This window comes from Elusimicrobiota bacterium, from assembly GCA_028718185.1.
In the GTDB taxonomy this organism is placed as follows: domain Bacteria; phylum Elusimicrobiota; class UBA8919; order UBA8919; family UBA8919; genus JAQUMH01.
Genome location: JAQUMH010000001.1, coordinates 411968 through 432654, shown reverse-complemented (window position 1 = coordinate 432654; position 20687 = coordinate 411968). Strand labels below are relative to the sequence as shown.

Sequence of the window (20687 nt, the reverse complement as noted above, 5' to 3'; positions counted from 1 at the left end):
CTCTACAGGGATTATGAAAAGAAAATAAAATATAGTATGAAACAAATATATTTCAATCTTCTTAAAAAATGGTGTGATTCGTTGGTTGAGCTCCAGATTAATGATGTGAAATCACCTGATAAACACGGCGGGATTATGTGCCCTGCCTGTTCAATGATTCATGGAAGGTGCGGTGACGCTGTATACCCGCTCATGTATATGGCGGATGTAACTGGTAAAAAGAAATATCTTGATTCAGCAATAAAACTTCAGGCGTGGTCAGATAATGCGAATCAGCCTGATGGAAGCTGGATAAATGACCCGGGGTTAAGTAACTGGAAAGGCATTACAGTGTTCGGTGCAATTGCTCTCGGTGAAGCACTCAGGTATCATGGAAAAATTCTTCCAGGGGATATTCATAAAAGATGGAAAGAACGTCTATATCGTGCCTGCAATTTTCTATATGAATTTATAAATTGGGAAATGTCAAATATCAACTATCCTATTACTTATTCTGCGACTATGGCAATTGCATCGGAAATTTATGGTGAACCAAGATTTAAGAAAAAGGCAAAGGAATTTGCTAACGAAGCGTTAAGATATATATCAAAAGAGAATAATCTTATTTTTGGAGAAGGCAGTCCTCATTTTGATTATAGTCCGAAAGGATGCAGCCCTGTGGATTTAGGCTATAATGTTGAAGAATCTCTGCCCGCACTGGTGATATACGGATTGATAATGAAAGATAAGAAAATTTTGGATGTTGTTGAAAAATCAATTAAATCACATCTGGAATTTATGCTTCCTGACGGGGCATGGGACAATAGTTGGGGAACAAGAATATATAAATGGACATATTGGGGAAGTCGTACTTCTGATGGATGCCAGCCGGCGTTTGCTTTACTCGCTAATCGTAATCCCATGTTTGCAGAAGCAGCATTAAGAAATCTAAATCTTTATGAAAAATGTACACATAAAGGAATTCTCTATGGCGGTCCTCACTGCTACCATCGCGGGTATAAACCGTGCATTCATCATACGTTCTGTCATGCTAAAGCACTGGCAACAGTTCTTGATTATACCAATGGGAAAATACAATATGGTAAAAAAAGAAAGTTATGTAGAGAAACTGCTTTTGGTATTAAAAAATATTCAGAGATTGATACATTGCTTGTAGCAATAGGAAAATGGAGGGGGACAATAACAGCATATGACTGGGTTAGTAATTCATATAGATCTGGACATCCAAGTGGCGGAGCATTATCTATGCTGTGGCATAAAGACGTTGGACCTATTGTAACAGCAAGTATGACAGAGTATAGGTTGGTTGAAACAACTAATATGCAAAAACATATAGATAATTTCACTATGGCTCTTACTCCAAGGATAGAATTAGAACAAGATGGTAATTATTTTAGGAATTTGAATGATTTTAGTGCTAAAGTTCAATACAAGCAAAAAAGGGACAAGATGGAAATTAGTGTGACCGGTAAATTGGTAGATAAAGACCAGTTTAATCCCAAAAAAAGTCCGATACAATATGGATTCAGCTATTTGTTTTTAAAAAATTATATTGAAATTATAATAGAAATAAATTCTAATTTTAATTACGACAAAATAAATTACATTTTTCCGGTAGTTTCATTAGGTAGTGAGAAGATAAAAAGAAATGGTAGCGGTTGTATTGAAATATTAAAACCTGAGGGATGTTTAAGAATTACTACAGATTCGCCGGCAGGATTTGAAAATTTCACTACTCAAAGAGTTTTTAATCTCGTTCCTGGTTTCGAAGCAATTCCTTTAGTAATAGATTTAATGAAAGTTAAAGAGAATAAATTAAAAATAAAAATAGAAGTTATTAACTAGATTATTTAATTTGGCGGTAAGTTTAAACCATTATCGCAACAGATTGGTAGAGAACAGAATTTTTAACAGCGTTTACTTTTCTATATTCCAGCCGTCAATCTTCAGAAAAGGTTCTGATGCGGACAATTCTTCGGTAGGAAAAGTTGCAGTAATTTCTTTTTTCTCTTTCGGCAGCAAACTAAAATAATTATCGTCCCAGTATATGGGAGTTACGGTATCTTCGTTTTTCCCTTTTGTTATTGTAAGATTAACAAAAAATGCAAGATGTTTTGTCGGATTTTCTAGTGATACTCTGAAAACAGTATCTGTATCGACTTTTTCAACTTTATAAGATGAGATTAATTTTATAACCGGTAATTCACTAAGCATTGAAAAATTTGGCGGGGATTGCGAAGAGAGACAATAAAAATTAGACGAAATTAATTTATTAGTGTCATCCTTTAATTCAAGATGGACAAAATATGTCCCGGTTAGGCTGTCCGGTCTTTTAATGGTAAGTGCTTTTATATTGCTGTTTTCTGGGACATCTATGGTGGTTGCAGCAGAATATTTTTCTTTCATATTGATATTATATGTTTTTGCAGTAACTTTAAGATTTTTAAAGTTTCGGTAGTATCCATTAATGATATATATAGTGTCGTCATCATACGAGTATTGTATATGCAGAGGTTCGCACGCTTTCCTGGCACCATAAAAAGCGCCGCCAGGTAACAGGAAATAATCAAACATTTGCCAGCAAACGGATGGCCACGCACTGTTATACATCCATGATATAATACCTGTAGATAAAAATTTATTTTTTCCCCACGATTCAAACAATGCACGGTTAGCATCATAGTTCATCAGCTGTGATTTTTTACAATAATCTTCTGCGCTTGTAGCTGCTCCATATTGTGTATCTATACCATGAGTATTTGCATTCAAATCCTTTTGATAATGTCCGCGTGTGCTGGAATGATAATACCATGCGTCATTAATAGGCCACAAGTTCTCTTTCGGGAACATCTTAATTATGCTTTCAATTTGAGGGATTACTGCACCGGGTCCTTCTTCAGTGGCGAATCCGAAAGCGCCACCGTCACGCTTATTTTTATAATAGTAACCCGGTATAACATAGTCGTAAGGTCCACGCATTTTTACACCTGTATTTCCGCTGATTTTTGTTGGTTTTTCCGAAGCAGACGATAAAAACGGTCTTGATTTATCAAAACTATTTAAAATATCTACATATATTTGTTCAACTTTAGGTATGGGGGGATTATCGCTTCCGTATAACCAGACAAGTATGCTTGGATGATTTCTTAAACGCAATATCTGTTCTTTCCATGAAGAAGCGGCAATATCCAACTGATGCTGGGTATCATATTTCAACCACTCCCACTGGCAGGTCCAGCCTGTTAAAACCATTATCCCGTATTTATCGCATAAATCATACATTTCATCCGTTCCCCATATTCCTTCTACGCGGATGGCGTTAAAATTAATTTGTTTGGTATATTTTACTTTTGCTTCATCAACTTTTGATGAATGCCTTAACAGCATATCGTCTGTCCAACCGCCGCCTCTAACCAGGATTTTCTTGCCATTAATTGTGAATCCTCTGTACCCTCGTTCATTAAAAAATGAAGAAACTTCCCTGATACCGAAATTGACATTTTGACTATCAGAAATAATCCCGTTTATTTTGAATTCCAAAGAAAGATTATATAGGTTTTGGGGACCTGTTAAGTTGGGCCACCACAATTTAGGATTTGTAATATTAAGTTGTAAATATTTTTTTGGCGAAAAAGTTATTATTTTCGTTTCATTTGGTTTCAGGGTTACTTCCTGTAAAAATGAGATATCTGCGATTTTTCCTTCTAAAATACCGGTAACAATATTTTCAGTTATATTAGTAACTTCGGCAGAAACAGTAATATGCGCTTTTTCAAGAGAAGATAAATCTAAATCAGTAACAACATAAGGATGTTTTAGCGTTACATGTCCGCTTTTTGTAATATAGACATCTTTCCAAAGTCCCATATTTCTATCCGGAGGTTTAGGGTTCCAGTCAACAAAATTTACTGAAAGATTGTTTTCTTGGGGAGGATATATCTTTATTGCCAGGCAGTTCGGTTTGTTATTAACAATGTAAGGGGTAACATTAAATTCAAACAGGGTATAAACCCCTTCAACCTTTTCCTTGCCTGCTATCAATTTACCGTTTATCCATACATCTGCCCGATATATGATACCGTCAAGATGCAAAAACATATTTTTATCTTTATAATCGCTAGGTAGTTCAAATGTTGTCCGGAACCACCACGGATATTTAAACTGGTCTTCAGGTATTGACCTTAAATTCACTCCAAAATACGGGTCAGAATAAACTTTATTTTCAACCAGTGCGGCAAGTACTGTAGATGGAACAGCGGTATTATACCAGCCGTCAGTCTTAAATTTAACAGAGGAAATTTTATCTCCGCCGGTTTTTAATTGTAAATCAGGATAGATTTTCCAATCGTCTTTAAGAAGCAATCGTTCGGAAATTACACCGGCAAATGCAACCGGGAATAGCAATATACTTGAGATAAAAATAATTACAATATATTTTTTCATAATGTATTCGTCAAATGACAGCATTATTATATTTTATTTTAAAAAAAAAGAAAGAGGTTTGTTATATTCCTATTGAAATGAGGTTTATTAAGTTATATAATGATAAACATGTTAAATAAAAATAGATTTGATTTGATAATTTTTGACCTTGACGGAACTCTTGTTGATACGCTTGATGATTTAACCTATTCGGTAAATAAAGTCTTAGAGGATTTCGGGATAGCAAAGGCGTCAAAGGAACAGGTGCAAAGTGCTATAGGAAGGGGAGCGGTTAATTTATTTTCCAAACTTACAAATAATACAATAGATATTAAAAAAGCAAAATTACAATTTACCAGACACTATAGTAAAAATCTGGTAAAAAAATCTAAATTATACCCTGGAATATTAAGTATCTTAAAAGAACTAAGAAAAAGAAATATAATTTTATATGTTGTTTCAAATAAAGCGCATATTTTTACCAGGAAATTATTGAAAGATATTAAAATAGGAAAGTATTTTAGCGGGATAATAGGGATTAACAGTGAAGAAAAAGAGCGGCTAAAACCATCGCCGTATTATATAAAAAAGATACTTTCAAAGGAAAAGATAAAGCCTGAAAATGCATTGATTATCGGTGACAGTAAAACAGATATACTTGCAGCAAAGAATTCAAAAGTATACTCCTGTGCAGCCCTTTACGGATACAGACCAACCGAAGAATTAAGAAAGCACAAGCCGGATTTTTACATTAAGAAACCGTTGGATATTTTGAAAATAATAAATTAAGGATACAATAAGCAATGATTATAGATTTTCATACTCATGCTTTCCCGGATAATATAGCTGCCGGTGCGCTGGAAAAAATAGCCTACAGTGCTAAAATAAAACCGTCCTTTGACGGAACAGTATCAGGGCTTCTGAAATCTATGGATGATTCCGGAATTGAAAAATCGGTTATATTAAACATTGCGACAAAACCGGAACAAGTTGAAAATATTATAAAATGGTGCGTCAAAATCAAAAGCAACAGGATTATTCCTTTTGCCAGTATTCATCCCGAAAACAAAGGATTTAAAGATTTATTAAAAAGAATAAAGGGTGAACAATTACTTGGGGTAAAACTTCATCCAATGTATCAGAATTTTTCTATAGATAGCGATAAGATGTTTTTTATCTACGAGGAAATTGCCAGGAATAATCTCATACTTATTTTGCATACTGGATTTGATATTGCTTTTGGCGAAGATAAAAGAGCGGCAATCGGGTTGCTTAAGAAAGTTATAAAAAGGTTTCCTGAGTTAAGAATTGTTGCATCGCATACCGGCGGCTGGCGAATGTGGGATGAAGTACTGAAAGAACTCACCGGACTGAATATCTGGTTTGAAACATCAATGACGCTAAAATACATTAAAGATAAAAAAGTATTTTTAGATATATTAATAAAACATTCAGCTGATAGAATTATGTTTGGTACCGATACACCTTGGTCAAATCAAAAAGAAGAAGTAGAAATGCTGAAGAATTTGGAGATTTCGCCTGATTTAAAAAACAAGATTTTTTTTCAAAATGCACAAAAATTCCTGACTTTATAAAGTAAAAATATAGATATATTATAGGAACAAGCAATCAACAAGAGACAATCAATGAAAGAAATCGCTGGGGTAATAATACTTATTAACGATTTAAAAAAATAGCATTCCGTAATTTTCTGCAGCATAAACAAAATACTTTACATATCTGTCGACTAAAATCACTTGACAAGTGAGATTTTTTTAATATAATTACTTTGTTGTTTTGCGGGAGATGGGATTAAACGCATGTTTGGGGAGTAGCCAAGCGGTAAGGCAACGGCCTTTGGAGCCGTCATTTCGATGGTTCGAATCCATCCTCCCCAGAATAACGCTCGGAAGTAAATTTCTTCGAGACGCTCCCTTGAGGTCGCTCTAACATTTGCTCCTGTTGGGTATAGGTCGCAAATTCAGGCTCTTCAGAAATTTCTTCCTCGCTACGCGATGAAGGCAAGATAATATATTTACGACTCATGTGAACATATCAACAAGTGAACATGTGAACGCAGTTAATGTACCAACACAAGAAAATGTTTTTATGAAAGATACGAATGTAATTATTTTGGCTGCGGGTGAGGGTACCAGATTTAAGTCTGATACGCCTAAGGTTTTACATAAAATATCAGGGAAAACAATTGTTGAAAGAGTTATTGATACGGTAATTAATGATTTTGGCGAAACAATTGTTGTGGTAGGATATAGGTCGGCAGAGGTAAAAAAAGCGATAACAGAAAGTGGAAAATATAAAAACATAGTTTTTGTTGAACAAAAAAGACAGCTTGGTTCAGGTGATGCTGTAAAGCAGGCAGAAAAAAAGTTAAAGAATTTCAATGGTAATGTTATTGTGATTTCCGGGGATATACCGCTTCTTAAAAAAGAGACTATTGGGAAATTATTAGACATTCATGAAAAAGAAAAGGCAGTATGCACGGTACTGACTTGTGAATTTGAAAATCCTGAAAATTATGGTAGAATAGTAAGAAATGGCGGAATTGTAAAATCAATAATTGAAGAAAAAGATGCTAATGCTGAAATTAAAAAAATTAAAGAAATAAATACAGGGATATATGTTTTTTCGGCACAGGAGCTTTTTAAGGCACTAAAAAAAATAAAATCGGATAATGCAAAAGGAGAATATTACTTAACCGACGTTGTTTTAGTTTTTAGCAGTCAAAATAAAAAAATAGTTGCCTGTAAAACAAATTCTGCTGAAGAGATTATCGGTATAAATAACAGATATGAACTTAGTAAAGCAGAAAATATTTTAAGAAAAAATATTTTAAAGAACTTGATGTTTTCAGGCGTATCAATTAGTGACCCGGAGACGACATATATTGATGAAACGGTTGTTATAGAGAAAGATGCAACAATACTTCCATCAACAATTATAAAAGGTAAAACAAAGATAGAGAGTGGTTGTGTAATAGGCCCTTTCAGTTATATTGAAAATTCTCTTGTCGGCAGGAATGTTGAAATAAAAGCATCTTTTGTTTATGGTGCGGAAATTTCAAAAGATGTAAAAATTGGTCCGTTTTCACATATAAGACCTGAATCGAAAATTGGTCCAAAAGCCCGCATAGGTAATTTTTCGGAGATTAAGAAGTCAAGTATCGGCGAAAATACAAAGGTCTCTCATCTTTCATATATAGGAGATTCGCAGCTTGGTAAAGATATAAATATCGGGGCGGGAACAATTACTTGTAATTACGACGGCAAATTAAAACATAAAACTGAAATTGGAGATGGTTCATTTATAGGGAGTAATACTAATTTTGTCGCACCGGTTAAAATAGGTAAAGGTGTTTTGGTTGCCGCAGGATCAACTATTACCGAGGATGTTCCGGATAAGATGCTGGCAATTGCACGTGAAAGACAAATTATAAAAAGAAGGAGGAAATAGTGGCACGAAACAAATTAAAAATATTTAGTGGTACCGCGAACAGGGGCTTGTCAAAGGAAATCTGTAATTTTCTAAAGATAGTTCCCGGAGCTATTGAGGTTGGCAGGTTTCCGGACAAAGAGATTGAAATAAAAATAAGTGAAAATGTCCGCGGTTGTGATACTTTTGTTGTTCAACCGACATCATCTCCCGCTAATGAGAATTTAATGGAGCTTTTAGTAATTATCGACGCACTTAAGAGAGCTTCAGCAGAAAGAATCACAGCGGTTATACCGTATTATGGTTATTCAAGGCAGGACAGAAAAGTTGAACCTCGGGTTCCTATAACTGCTAAATTAGTAGCGAATCTTATTACAGTTGCAGGTACTGACAGAGTTCTTACTCTTGATTTACATGCAGGTCAAATCCAGGGTTTTTTTGATATTCCGGTTGATCATTTATTTGTAAGACCTGTTCTTGTTGATTATTTTAAAAAGAAAAAACTTCAGAATCTTATTGTTGTTTCGCCTGACGCCGGAGGTGTTGAGCGTGCCCGTTCTTTTGCCAAGCGCATGGAAGTCGGGCTTGCGATTATTGATAAAAGGAGAATTTCTCCTGATGAGGCGGCAGTAATGCATATCATAGGCGATATAAAAGGTAAAAATATAATAATTGTTGATGATATGATTGATACAGCAGGTACACTTGTAAAAGCGGTTGAAGCGATTAGAAAAGGCGGGGCCAAAGATATTTATGCAACAGCAGCTCATGGAATTTTTGCCGGCGAAGCATATGAAAAAATTGATAAGTCTCAGGTTAAAGAAGTCGTTGTTACCAATTCAATATGTAATAATATTCAATCGGAAAAAATAAAGGTTTTGTCAGCTGGAAAACTTTTAGCAGATGCTATTTTGAGAATACACGAAGGTCGGTCAGTTTCCAAATTATTTGTTTAAAATAAAGGAGAAGGATTATTATGGAGAAGTTTACATTAGATGTTGAGAGTAGGTCCGGGATTACAAAAGGTGAGATGAGAAAATTAAGAGGGTCAGGAAAAATTCCTGCGGTTATCTACGGGGAAAAAGAAAATTTAAGTTTGACTGTAGATGGAGGTAAATTCGGTTTTATACTTTCTAAAGCAGGACATAATGCTATAATTGATTTGATTTTTTCTGATAAAACAACAAAAACAGTTTTGATAAAAGACATTCAGAAACATGTTATCACAAGAAATATGATTCATATTGATTTTTATCAGGTTAGTATGAAGAAAAAGACAGAAGTATCTGTTCCTGTCGTTCTAAGTGGTGAGGCACCCGGTGTTAAGGAAGGAGGAGTTATTACACTTATACTAAGGGAATTGAAAGTAAAATGTCTTCCTACTGATATTCCCGAAAAAATAACTATTGAAATCGGTAATCTACAGATCGGAAATTCTGTAAGTGTGAAAGATTTGGTTTTACCCAAAAACATAGAAGTTCTTAATCAACCCGACCAGATAATCGTTAATGTTGTTTCTCCGACTATTCTGGAAGAGGTTGTCCCTGGTCCTGCCGAGGCACTTGCTGAACCGGAAGTCATTGGCAAGGGCAAGAAAGAACTTGAGGAAGGTGAAGAGGAAGCGGAAGGGAAACCGGCAGCTAAACCGGCCGAAGCAGCTAAGAAAGAAGCTGCCCCTGCTAAGAAGGAAGAAAAACCTAAAGAAGAAAAGAAACCAGAGAAAAAATAAGGGCGTTCAAATGTTCATAAGTTCACATGTTTACATGTTAACACATGAACATATCAGCACGTTAACACGTGAACGTCTTTTTAACATATGAAGTTAATTGTCGGGTTGGGCAATCCTGGTAAAAAATATTTAAAAACACGTCACAATATTGGTTTTGTTGTTTTGGATAATTTTGCAGAGAGAGAATCACTGAAATGGAAAAAATATAAAGATATTGCTATTATATCTTTAAGTAGTGGTTTTTTAATTGCAAAACCATGTCTTTTCATGAACCAAAGTGGTCCTGCCATAATACCTCTAATAAAAAAATATAATTTTAACTGTGAAGATATCTTTGTTATACATGATGATATGGATATCGAATTTGGGCGTGTTCAATTAAAAAAAGGCGGTTCTTCCGGTGGTCATAATGGTATTCAATCAATTATTGAAGCTCTTGGTACAAATGAATTTATGCGGCTAAGAATAGGGATAGGTCGTCCGCCTGAAACATCAGATCCTGTAAATTTTGTTCTTTCAGACTTTTTAAAAGAAGAATTGGAAAAATTGGATGCAGTAATTTTAAGAGCAACGGATGCGATCCCTATTTTTATTGAGTCAGGCATACAAAAAGCAATGAATGTTTTTAATAGGAAAGAGAATTAAAGGATTGATGTTGAAGTTTCTGCGTATATCAGCGAGGTGTTTATGGATTGGAAAATATTTTTTACTAGTTTTGGAATGATATTTTTAACAGAAATGGGCGATAAAACGCAGCTTGCTAATCTTTCCCTTGTTTCAAAGTCAAAAATGCCGTATCTTGTATTTTGTGCATCTGTTTTAGGTTATGCTCTTGCAACGATTCTTGCTATTGTTTTTGGTGAAGTAATCTATAAGTTGGTTCCTCAACACTACATTCAGATTGCGTCAGGTTGTTTTTTTGTTGTTATTGGCGTTTTGATACTGTTAGGTGTAATTTAATTCATTAAGGAAATTCAATGGTTAACCAGACATTATTATGGATTATTTTTGCGGTAGTAATCGTTGAAATGCTTCTTTTGGATTTGGGTGTTTTTACAAAAAAAGCACATGAGATAAGTCTTAAAGAATCATTGAAATTAAGTGTTTTTTGGGTTTTAGTGGCACTTCTCTTTAATATTGGGATTTATTTTTTACTTGGTATGGAAACAGCATTAAAGTTTTTTGCAGGATATCTTATAGAAAGATCTTTGAGTGTAGATAACCTTTTTGTTTTTTTGATAATATTTTCATATTTCAAAGTACCTTCTAAATATCAGCATAAAGTTCTTTTTTATGGTATTATAGGAGCGCTAATTATAAGAGGTATTTTTATATTTGCAGGTATAGCAATAATTCAAAGATTTAGCTGGGCGATATATTTATTCGGTGTTTTTTTAATTTATACCGGAATTAAAATGTTTTCTAAAGAGAAAAAAGAGATGCATCCTGAGAAAAATATAATTCTGAAAGTATTCCGTAAATTATTTAACACTACTGAAAATTACGAAGAAGATAAGTTTTTTATAAAAAGAGCAGGAAAGTATATTGCTACTCCTTTACTGATAGTTGTAATTGTTATTGAAACCACCGATATTGTTTTTGCAGTTGATTCTATACCTGCCGTTTTAGGAATTACAAACAATCCGTTTATTGTTTATACATCAAACATCTTTGCTGTTTTGGGGTTGAGGGCATTGTTTTTCGCACTTGCCGGAATTATGAAAATGTTTTACTTTCTTAGCTATGGACTTTCAGCTATCCTTATATTCATAGGAGTAAAGATGTTGGTATCTGATTTTTATAAAATTCCCATTGGGATTGCTTTGGGTGTAGTAACGGCAATCCTTTCTTTTTCTATAATTATTTCAATTTTAAAAACAAACGAGCGGAGGTAAATGTGGGTGATTCAAAATCAAATTTAACAAAAGAAGCATTGGAACAAATAGACCAATACTCACGGGATAGAGTCGGTATTAGTACACTCGAACGATACACCGGTAGTTCAAAAAGTGAATTTCAGCCGTATATTCTTCTTACAAATTTTAAACTTTACGTAGACATATTCAGTGAAATGTCCAAACAACCGCTTATGCATGGTTCGGTTATGAGGGCCTGTCATAACAAAAAAGAAAAAATATCAATTATTGATTATAGTGTCGGTTCTCCTGTTGCTGCTTTGATTGTAGAATTACTATCTTTTATAAAACCAAAAGCAGTAGTTATGCTAGGAATGTGCGGGGGTTTAAGGGAAGAGTATGAGGTAGGTGATTTTTTTAATCCTGTTGCGGCGATAAGAGGCGAGGGAACTTCTAACGAATATTTGCCTTCACAATGTCCTGCGCTGAGTTCTTTTGTTATACAACGTGTTATATGTGAAGAATTAGAACGGCGAAGTTTAACCTATCATACCGGTGTCATTCATACAACTAATGTCCGTTTCTGGGAATTTAACGAAGATTTTAAGAAAAATCTATTAAGTGAAAGAGTACAGGCAATTGATATGGAATGTGCAACCTTATTTACTGTTGGATTTGCCAAATTAGTACCGATAGGTGCGCTTATGCTTATATCGGATATTCCTTTAAAAAAAGAAGGTATAAAAACTAACGAGAGTGCAAGAGTCGTGTTTGAAAAATATACTGATTTACATATAAATACCGGTATTTCTGTCTTAAAAAATATGCAGAAAATAGAAAAAAAAGGATTGGGCTACCAATTCTAATATTAGTATAACTACAATTCTCTTTAAATTTGACAAGAATCAGTTGCAAAAGTCGCAAAACGTCATTGCGGGGGCAAAGCCCGTGGCAATCTTTATGTAAAAATTACGAGATTACTTCATTTCATTCGCAATGACACCAACAATAAACTTAATTTGACTTGGGTAACAGTCTCACAAAAAGCAATCAATAAATTGTAAATATAAAGGATAGTTGGATTCAAATTGTCAAAGGCAAAAAGTTGATATGGTGCAAGATATGTCAGTTGTTAATTTTAAAATTAAATTAGATAAAATATTTTTGTTATTTATTTTTATAACTTACAGTAATTTCCTATATGGATGGACGACAATATTACCTACAAGACCCAGCCCCGACAGAGTACTTGTGGTAGTAAATGATAATAGTCAGTATTCAAAAGATATAGCAGCTTATTACAAAATTAAAAGGAACATCCCGGATATAAATATAATGCACTATACAGGCAGTACAAATGAAGCGGTTGATGAGACAGAATATACGAATTTAGCTACAGCCATAAAAAATTGGATAACAAATAATAATCTGCACAGCAAAATCGACTTCATTGTACTTACCAAAGGAACACCATTAACTTGTTCCAATTTTTCTGTTTGTAACGAACTTGTTTGTATAGATAATAGTGTTAATCTTACAACTACAACAGTTGCAGATAGACAAACTAATCCATATGATACGAGAAACTGGTGGTATAATACAGGCACAGCAAGAGAAGAATCATTTTCTCACCAGACAGCATATAATGGTTATAATTTATATCTTGTAACCCGTTTAGATGGTTACACAGTAGAACAAGTAAAAACTTTAATAGATAATTCAGTTAATGCCAGTAGTTCTACAGGTACGTTTCTTTTTGATGGAAATCCCAATTATCCATCAGCAGTGAATATGATGGAAGCAGGGTCAAATTATTTAGTAGCCAATGGATATCAGACAGTTTATGATAATACCAGTACTTTTTTAACAGGATATTCTAATTTAATGGGATATTATAGTTGGGGTAGCAATGAAGGGGCGGATTTTTCATTATCAAAATATCAGAATAATTCATTCCGTCCGGGTTCTTTAGGGGACAGTTTTGTTTCATCAAGCGGCAGAACTTTTAATTTACCGGCTGGTTGGCCTAATTATACGGGCCAATCTTTAATAGCAGATTTGATAATTAAAGGGATTACAGGGGTTTGTGGATTTGTAAGTGAGCCGTATGCTGATGCTGTAACTGAATCCGAGGTATTACTTGGTAGATATACTTCCGGATACAATTTAGCGGAAAGTTTTTATATGGCATGTCCATATGTCAATTGGAAAGCAGTAATAATAGGAGATCCTTTATGTGCGCCTTATTACAAGCCAACTAGTAATACTGTCCCTACTCTTTCCTGGACAGGAGAGACTTCTAATTATATTTCTGATGGATTAAGTCAAGAAACAGGTACAACAGAGACAATTTTCACTTTTAGAGTAAAGTATACAGATGCAGATTGGGACATTCCAAAACAAGGAACTCCAAAATTACACATCAAGAAAGACGGAGAAGAAATTTCAGATTCTCCGTTTACAATGACTTATGAAACAGGCACCTGTATTTCAGGAGCAATATACAGTTTTTCAACAATGCTTTCGGCCGGAACAGATTATACATATTATTTTGAGGCTAAGGATATTTATAATGCATCAGCTATCGGAGGTCCTACAACACCGATAGATGCACCCGATGTAACTTATTTACAAGACACAATATCACCTTCAGTAATAACCACTTTAGCAGTAAGCAGTATAGGCAGTAACAGTGTAATATTAAATTGGTGCGCGCCTGGTGATAATGGAACAGTAGGCACAGCAACAACATATGATATAAGGTATACGAATTTAGCAATCACGGAAAGCAGTTGGAATACAGCAACATTGGTGACAGGTGAACCTATACCGCAAATATATAATACAAACCAGACCTATACCATAACAGGCTTAAGTTCCAACACAACTTATTATTTTGCTATAAAAGCGGCAGATGAAAAAAATAACTGGTCATTAGTGTCCAATAGTCCAATCGCTCATACACATACTCAGCAGGCATATCCTGCTGGGGTAGCGTGGAATATAAGTTCAGGAACAACAACAATACAACTAGAGAATTTTGACATGATGACTGATGGAGTATTAGGTCAAGGCGAAGCATACTATGATACGGAATCCGCTAATCAAGGAGGCGGGGTATACAGGACAACGGAAGGAGTAGATGTAGAAGCGACAACAGACATTGGAGGAGGATACGATATAGGATGGACATACCCTGGCGAGTGGCTTGAATACAGCATAAACGTCCAGCAAGGCGGAGAATATAAAGTAGTATTAAGAGTAGCAGGTGGCTCAGCTGTCTATGGACCTGTTCATCTTGAATTTGGCTCACATAATGGCACACCAACCTATGTCACAAAGTCAACCACCGTATATAATACAGGCGGATGGCAAACATGGACAACGTTCACATCCACCGGAGTAATGCTTACCAGCGGCACACAGGTTATGAAATTGGTGATGGAAAGTGGAACAGCAGATTCCTGTGGTAATTTCAACTATATAAATATAATAAAGACCAGCGCTACCGATACAACACCACCAATAGTAAGTGGAGTAACACCAACCAACATAACCGGCAGTGGAGCAGTAATAACATGGACAACTAATGAGTTAGCCAACAGTAAGGTGCATTACGGAACAATCCTACCATATGGTAGTACTACGACATTAGCAGATACGGGTGGTGTAACCAACCACAGTGTTATACTAAGTAGCCTTACTGAAAAGACAGTCTATCATTACAGGATTGTAACAGCGGATATAAGTGATAACCCAACAACGACTGATGATTATACTTTTACGACGATTGCAAATGACTCTAATCCGCCGATAATTAGCAATATAACAGCTGGGGTATCAACAAATACTGCTGTAATAACCTGGAATACTGATGAGAACTCAGATTCGCAGGTAGAATATGGACTTACAACGACAATGGATAGCACAACTACATTGAATACAATACTTGTAAATATCCACAATGTAAGCCTTAGTGAGTTAAAGAAAGGAACGACCTATTATTACAGGGTTTATAGCCGTGATTCATTCGGTAACCTTGCAACCTCAGCACAATACAGTTTTAAGACATATAACAACAACATAAAACACAGAATATATAAATATTACTACGATGATTTAACAACACCTGCAAGTTTGAAGTTCTGGTTGCAGGTATATAATTTGGATGAAGGTGATAATATCATAGCAAAGGATTACACAGGAACCCTAACTCTTAAAACAAAGAACAGCAAGGGTATTGAATTGAATACTGTTGATGAAACGTTAATTGAGGCAGATGCAGGTGAGAAGGATGTTTCAATTCCATTCCGTAGTGATCTAGATACGGTAGAGTTAAGTGGTGATACGACAGCGCCGGTAGTGATAAGGTTTAGTGATATGTATATTTCAAAGTTAGTTGGTTATCAAGGTGGAACAATACGGGGTGCCAACGGGCTAAAGATATTGATACCGGCAGGAGTCCTGTCTGCGAACAAGTATCTTGCAGCAATACCAACAAGTGTACCTTCGGCAGTAGGAAACACAATGAGATATGTAAATACAGTTAATCCAATATGTTATGATTTTGGCGAGTTAACATTTGGTGAAAGTGCTCCAACACTGCAAAACCAGACGTTCACAAGGGCAGTGAACATAACGATACCATACACAGCAGCGGATATAGGAACATTAAACGAGGATGGACTTAGGATATATTACTGGACCGGGACAGATTGGGATTTGGTTGCAGGTGGACAGATAGTAGATAAAGCAAACAATACAGTAACGGCAACAGTTAAACACTTCTCAACATACCGAATATTGGGTAGTTATGTATTTGCAGATATGAGTAATATAAAAGTTTATCCTAACCCGTATAATCCAAATACAGCGGTACAGGGTAAGTTAAAAGTAATAAACATACCAGTAAACAGCATAATGAAGTTGTATAGTGTAGCTGGAGAATTGGTACGAGAATTGAAAGAGATGGATTATGGTAATTTTGGTTGGATAGAGTGGAATGGTAAGAATGACGATGGTGACAAAGTAGGCAGAGGAGTATATATTTACAAGATAGAAGATGGTGCTGGTAACAAGAAGACCGGCAAGATAGGGTTAGTCAAATGAGTGCGTAGTCCTTAGTCCAAAGTCAAATATCCGATGTAGTTGCACCATCTTATGGTGCTAGTTAATTAGTTGATTAGTGAATTAGTGGATTCGAATAGTGAAGGGAAAAGAGAAGCATATTCTAATTTTAAGATGTTTTTTTTGTTGCAATTTCAGTATTTTTTTGTATAATTCGGATAGTGAGATAAAGTTGAATATAAGAGTTTTTGTAATGTTTATTTAGTGTTTTTATGGAAAAGAAACGGATTCTTGTTATAGATGATGATTTATCGATAATTGCTTTTCTTAAATTCTCGTTAACTGTATATGGTTATGAAGTAGATGGTGCTACATCAGGTGAAGAAGCATTAAAAAAAATTGAAACTACACCGCCTGACATTGTGCTTACCGACTTAATGATGCCGAAAATGTCCGGGTATGAAGTATGCCGGCGTTTACGGTCTAATCCGAAGATTTCAGGTATTACGATAATTATTTATACAGGATACAGGATGGGACCTGATGAAAAGGCAAAGGGATTGGAACTCGGTGCAGATGATTTTCTTGAAAAACCTTTTAATCTCCCGGAATTAAAAGCAAGACTGGAACGTCACTTAAAAAGGCGCGCTGACGATATAGGATACAATCCATTAACAAATCTTCCCGGAAATATGTTCATTGAAAAAGAATTTAAAAACCGTATTGTAAAAAAAGGTTTGATTGCATTCTGCTATTTAGATATTGATAATTTCAAGGCATATAACGATTTATACGGATTTAAGAAAGGTGATGATGCAATATTATTTACTGCAGATGTTTTAAAAAAAGCAATAAGTGAAGCAGGGAATACAGATGATTTTATCGGGCATATCGGCGGTGATGATTTCATATTCGTGACAACTGTTGATAAGATTGATGCTATTTGTGAATATATAGTAAGAAGGTATGATAAGATGGTTGTCCAATATTACGATGAAGAGGACGCAAAAAGAGGTTTTATTGTATCGAGAGACAGGGAAGACAAATTAAAAAAGTTTCCGCTTATGTCGGTTTCAATAGGCATTCTCACTAATGAAAAAAATCCGTTTCCGTCACTTGAAATGTTAAATGAGAAAATAGCCGAGTTAAAATCTAAAGCAAAAAAAGATCCTACGAGAACTAAAGGAAGTTTTGTAATAAAAATTTAAGTTTGAACGGAGGGCAAGATGTCAAAAGAAAAAAGGAAACATCGACGGCTTCCTACGACAATAATAGCAGATATTTATGATGGCGATAGTTTTGAAATAAAAGGTAAAGGTTGTATAATTAATTTATCTAAAACCGGTATTGCGATTGAGACAAATGTAAAACTTGAGAAAAAAAAGCCATTTTTTATGCGGTTGAATGTACCAATGGAAGTATTATGTGAAATTGTCAGGATTGATGAAAAAGACAACCTTTTCAACTATGGTATAAAATTTTCCAAAATAAAATTTTCAGATACGATGAAGTTTAAGAAAGTTATTTTTGAGGACTAAGTCGTTTTTTTAGCAGTTCTAACTCATCCAGGATTTCCCGGGGAATTCTATCGCCAAACTGTTCTAAGAATTTTTTAATATCTCCTGTTTCATCCAGCCATTGTTGCGGGTCAACTTCAAAAAGTTTTTTCAGATTTTCTTTAGGTATATTTAATCCGGCAAGTTCCATGTCGTCCAAGTTTGGTACAAATCCAATTGATGTTTCTTTTGCTGAAATTTTACTGCTTACCCGGTCAATTATCCATTTTAAAACACGGATATTTTCTCCGAAACCGGGCCACATAAAATTACCTTTCTCATCAGTTCTAAACCAGTTAATAAAAAATATTTTTGGCGAATTTTTTATCTTTTTCCCTATGTTTAGCCAATGCTTAAAATAATCCGCCATATTGTAACCGCAAAAAGGAAGCATTGCCATCGGGTCACGTCTTAGAACTCCCACTTGCCCGCTTGCTGCTGCAGTGGTTTCCGACCCCATCCCGGCACCAACGAAAACGCCATGTTGCCAGTTAAAACTTTCAAAAATTAGCGGAACAGTAGTGGACCGTTTTCCACCGAATATTATTGCTGAAATCGGAACTCCTTTTGGATTATTAAATTCTTTGGAGAGCGTAGGTGATTGTGTTATAGAAACAGTAAATCTTGAATTTGGGTGTGCTGCTTTAGTTCCTGATGATTTTTCCCATTTTTTACCTTGCCAGTCAATTAAGTTGTTAGGTGTCTCACCGTCAAGTCCTTCCCACCACGGTTCATTTGTATCAGTATTGAGTGCAGTATTAGTAAAAAGTGTCGGGTAAAAAGTGCCTGCTTTTAGTGTTTTCAACATATTAGGATTTGTCTTCATTGAAGTACCGGGAGCCACTCCAAAAAATCCTGTTTCCGGGTTAATAGCCCACAATTTGCCGTCTTCACCAACATGTAACCACGCTATATCGTCACCCAAAACCCAGATTTTGTATCCAGGAAGCGATGGGCTCATCAATGCTAGATTAGTTTTACCGCATGCTGAAGGCAGAGCTGCTGCAATATATGTAATTTTACCGGACGGGTCTTCAACACCTATGATAATCATATGTTCTGCCAACCAGCCTTCTTTTTTACCCTGGTATGATGCAATTCTTAATGAAAAGCATTTTTTTCCCAAAAGAGCGTTACCGCCATAACCGGAACCAATACTCCATACAAAGTTTTCTTCCGGGAAATGCATTATAAATCTTTTATTAGGATCAAGGTCACCGATAGAATGAAGACCTTTTACAAAATTCTCAGAATTACCGATTTTTTCAATTACATTTTTTCCCAGGCGGGTCATTATGCGCATGCTTACTGCAACATATGCGGTATCTGTAAGTTGGACACATGCTTTTGAGTATGGGGAATCCGGGTTTCCCATCATATACGGAAGGACATACATAGTTCTGCCGCGCATGCACCCGTCTGAAATCGCCGTGAGTTTTTTCTTTGCCTCGGCCGGTTCCATCCAGTTATTATTTGGTCCAATTAAGTTTTTATCAGGATGGCAGACATATGTCAGATGTTCAGTTCTTGCAACATCTGTCGGATGGCTCTTGTGGTAAAAACAGTTTTTGTAGGTTTTTTGGTTTAATTCCCGGAATACGTAGCTGTCGCCAATCCGCTCTTCCGAGAGACCTATCTTAATAAGCTTTTTTGCTTCTTCATCGCTTCCATTACACCAGTAAATATTTTTTGGCTTAGTTAATTCTGCTTGTTTTTCAACCCATTTTTCTAATGGAGTGCCCATGATATCTCCTTAATTTTTCCAAGCATTATACGATTTATTAATTGTTTGTCAATAAAAATAAATTGCTACATTAAATATTTTTTAGTATAATATCAAAATTATACTAATTTTGATATTAGGCAATTTTAAAAAATGAACGTAAAACAACTAAAATATTGGCATGTCTTTAAGAAACAGGAAATCAAAAAACGATTGTCTGAGTTCAAAAGTCCTAAATCTAACAAAGAGATTTTTGAAGAACTTTGTTTTTGTATTTTAACAGCTAACGCATCGGCAAAAATGGGACTTAGGTCTATTGCTGCAATCAAAAGTAAAATATTAACAGGTAACGAAAAGGAAATACAGAAACTTTTACATAAAAATCACAGGTTTTATAATACACGTGCCAGTTATATTATTCATACTAGGGAGTATTTGAAAAGAAATTACAATCTGAATATGAGAAAATTATTAGATTCATTTAATACTTCATATGATCGCAGGCAATTCTTTGCGGAAACTAAAGACATAAAAGGAATCGGCTACAAAGAAGCAAGTCATTTTTTAAGAAATATCGGTTATTCCGGTTATGCAATTTTAGATAAACATATTTTGAATTGCCTGAGAGATTTGAAAGTCATAAATAATAAAGATAGGGATTATGTTGAAATAGAAAAGAAATTAAAAAATTATTCAAAAAAAATAAGGATAAACATTGATGAATTAGACCTTGCAATGTGGTCGTATGAAACAGGGGAAATTCTAAAGTAGATAATGTTCAGAAGTAAATTTCTTCGAGACGCTCGTTAGAACTCGCTCTATCATTTGCTCCTGGAACAAATAAGTCGCAAATTTAGGCTCTTCAGAAATTTCTCCTTCACTTT

The 20687-nt window shown here is 35.0% G+C and carries 16 protein-coding genes and 1 tRNA gene; 15 read left to right on the top strand and 2 right to left on the bottom strand.

The window, feature by feature from the left end; all coding sequences use genetic code 11:
* Positions 1-36: 36 nt before the first annotated feature.
* The gene (locus PHE88_02135; GenBank protein MDD5686616.1) at positions 37-1845 is read left to right on the top strand and encodes a hypothetical protein; all 1809 of its coding nucleotides are present in this window, start codon (positions 37-39) and stop codon (positions 1843-1845) included.
* 72 nt (positions 1846-1917) lie between these two features.
* Here PHE88_02135 and PHE88_02130 read toward each other — a convergent pair whose 3' ends face one another.
* Complete coding sequence (locus PHE88_02130; protein MDD5686615.1) at positions 1918-4443, bottom strand: glycoside hydrolase family 2 TIM barrel-domain containing protein; 2526 nt, start codon at positions 4441-4443, stop codon at positions 1918-1920.
* Between the two features lie 99 nt (positions 4444-4542).
* Here PHE88_02130 and PHE88_02125 point away from each other — a divergent pair, with 99 nt between their 5' ends.
* The 13 genes from PHE88_02125 (at position 4543) to PHE88_02065 (ending at position 18062) form a co-directional block, all read left to right on the top strand.
* Entirely contained in the window at positions 4543-5211 is a 669-nt protein-coding gene (locus PHE88_02125) for an HAD-IA family hydrolase (protein MDD5686614.1), read from the top strand.
* A gap of 14 nt (positions 5212-5225) precedes the next feature.
* Complete coding sequence (locus PHE88_02120; GenBank protein MDD5686613.1) at positions 5226-6017, top strand: amidohydrolase family protein; 792 nt, start codon at positions 5226-5228, stop codon at positions 6015-6017.
* A 230-nt stretch (positions 6018-6247) separates the two neighbouring features.
* Positions 6248-6320 (top strand) — tRNA-Gln (locus tag PHE88_02115).
* A gap of 211 nt (positions 6321-6531) precedes the next feature.
* The gene (gene glmU / locus PHE88_02110; GenBank protein MDD5686612.1) at positions 6532-7893 is read left to right on the top strand and encodes a bifunctional UDP-N-acetylglucosamine diphosphorylase/glucosamine-1-phosphate N-acetyltransferase GlmU; all 1362 of its coding nucleotides are present in this window, start codon (positions 6532-6534) and stop codon (positions 7891-7893) included.
* On the top strand, positions 7893-8828 hold the full coding sequence (locus PHE88_02105) for a ribose-phosphate pyrophosphokinase (GenBank protein MDD5686611.1): 936 nt from the start codon (positions 7893-7895) through the stop codon (positions 8826-8828). The genes glmU and PHE88_02105 overlap by 1 nt, the downstream gene beginning before the upstream one ends.
* A gap of 20 nt (positions 8829-8848) precedes the next feature.
* Entirely contained in the window at positions 8849-9601 is a 753-nt protein-coding gene (locus PHE88_02100) for a 50S ribosomal protein L25 (protein ID MDD5686610.1), read from the top strand.
* 87 nt (positions 9602-9688) lie between these two features.
* On the top strand, positions 9689-10246 hold the full coding sequence (gene pth / locus PHE88_02095) for an aminoacyl-tRNA hydrolase (protein MDD5686609.1): 558 nt from the start codon (positions 9689-9691) through the stop codon (positions 10244-10246).
* A 42-nt stretch (positions 10247-10288) separates the two neighbouring features.
* Positions 10289-10561, top strand: coding sequence for a TMEM165/GDT1 family protein (locus PHE88_02090; protein ID MDD5686608.1), 273 nt, complete (start codon positions 10289-10291; stop codon positions 10559-10561).
* 17 nt (positions 10562-10578) lie between these two features.
* Positions 10579-11496 carry a TerC family protein gene (locus PHE88_02085; GenBank protein ID MDD5686607.1) on the top strand — a complete coding sequence of 306 codons (918 nt, stop codon included), beginning with the start codon at positions 10579-10581 and terminating at the stop codon, positions 11494-11496.
* Between the two features lie 2 nt (positions 11497-11498).
* A complete protein-coding gene (locus tag PHE88_02080; protein ID MDD5686606.1) occupies positions 11499-12323 on the top strand; it encodes an AMP nucleosidase in 825 nt (274 codons plus the stop codon).
* A 256-nt stretch (positions 12324-12579) separates the two neighbouring features.
* On the top strand, positions 12580-16566 hold the full coding sequence (locus PHE88_02075) for a TIGR03790 family protein (protein ID MDD5686605.1): 3987 nt from the start codon (positions 12580-12582) through the stop codon (positions 16564-16566).
* 230 nt (positions 16567-16796) lie between these two features.
* Positions 16797-17732: a response regulator gene (locus tag PHE88_02070; protein ID MDD5686604.1), complete on the top strand. Its 936-nt coding sequence runs from the start codon at positions 16797-16799 to the stop codon at positions 17730-17732.
* Between the two features lie 18 nt (positions 17733-17750).
* Positions 17751-18062, top strand: a complete 312-nt coding sequence (locus tag PHE88_02065; protein ID MDD5686603.1) for a PilZ domain-containing protein — start codon at positions 17751-17753, stop codon at positions 18060-18062.
* Here the strand turns inward: PHE88_02065 and PHE88_02060 are convergent.
* Positions 18046-19824 (bottom strand): phosphoenolpyruvate carboxykinase (GTP), encoded by a 1779-nt coding sequence (locus PHE88_02060; protein MDD5686602.1) that lies wholly within the window; start codon positions 19822-19824, stop codon positions 18046-18048. The two genes, PHE88_02065 and PHE88_02060, sit on opposite strands and share 17 nt — an antisense overlap.
* Before the next feature lie 132 nt (positions 19825-19956).
* Between PHE88_02060 and PHE88_02055 the strand changes: the two genes are divergently transcribed.
* Positions 19957-20574 carry an N-glycosylase/DNA lyase gene (locus tag PHE88_02055; protein MDD5686601.1) on the top strand — a complete coding sequence of 206 codons (618 nt, stop codon included), beginning with the start codon at positions 19957-19959 and terminating at the stop codon, positions 20572-20574.
* Positions 20575-20687: the final 113 nt, after the last annotated feature.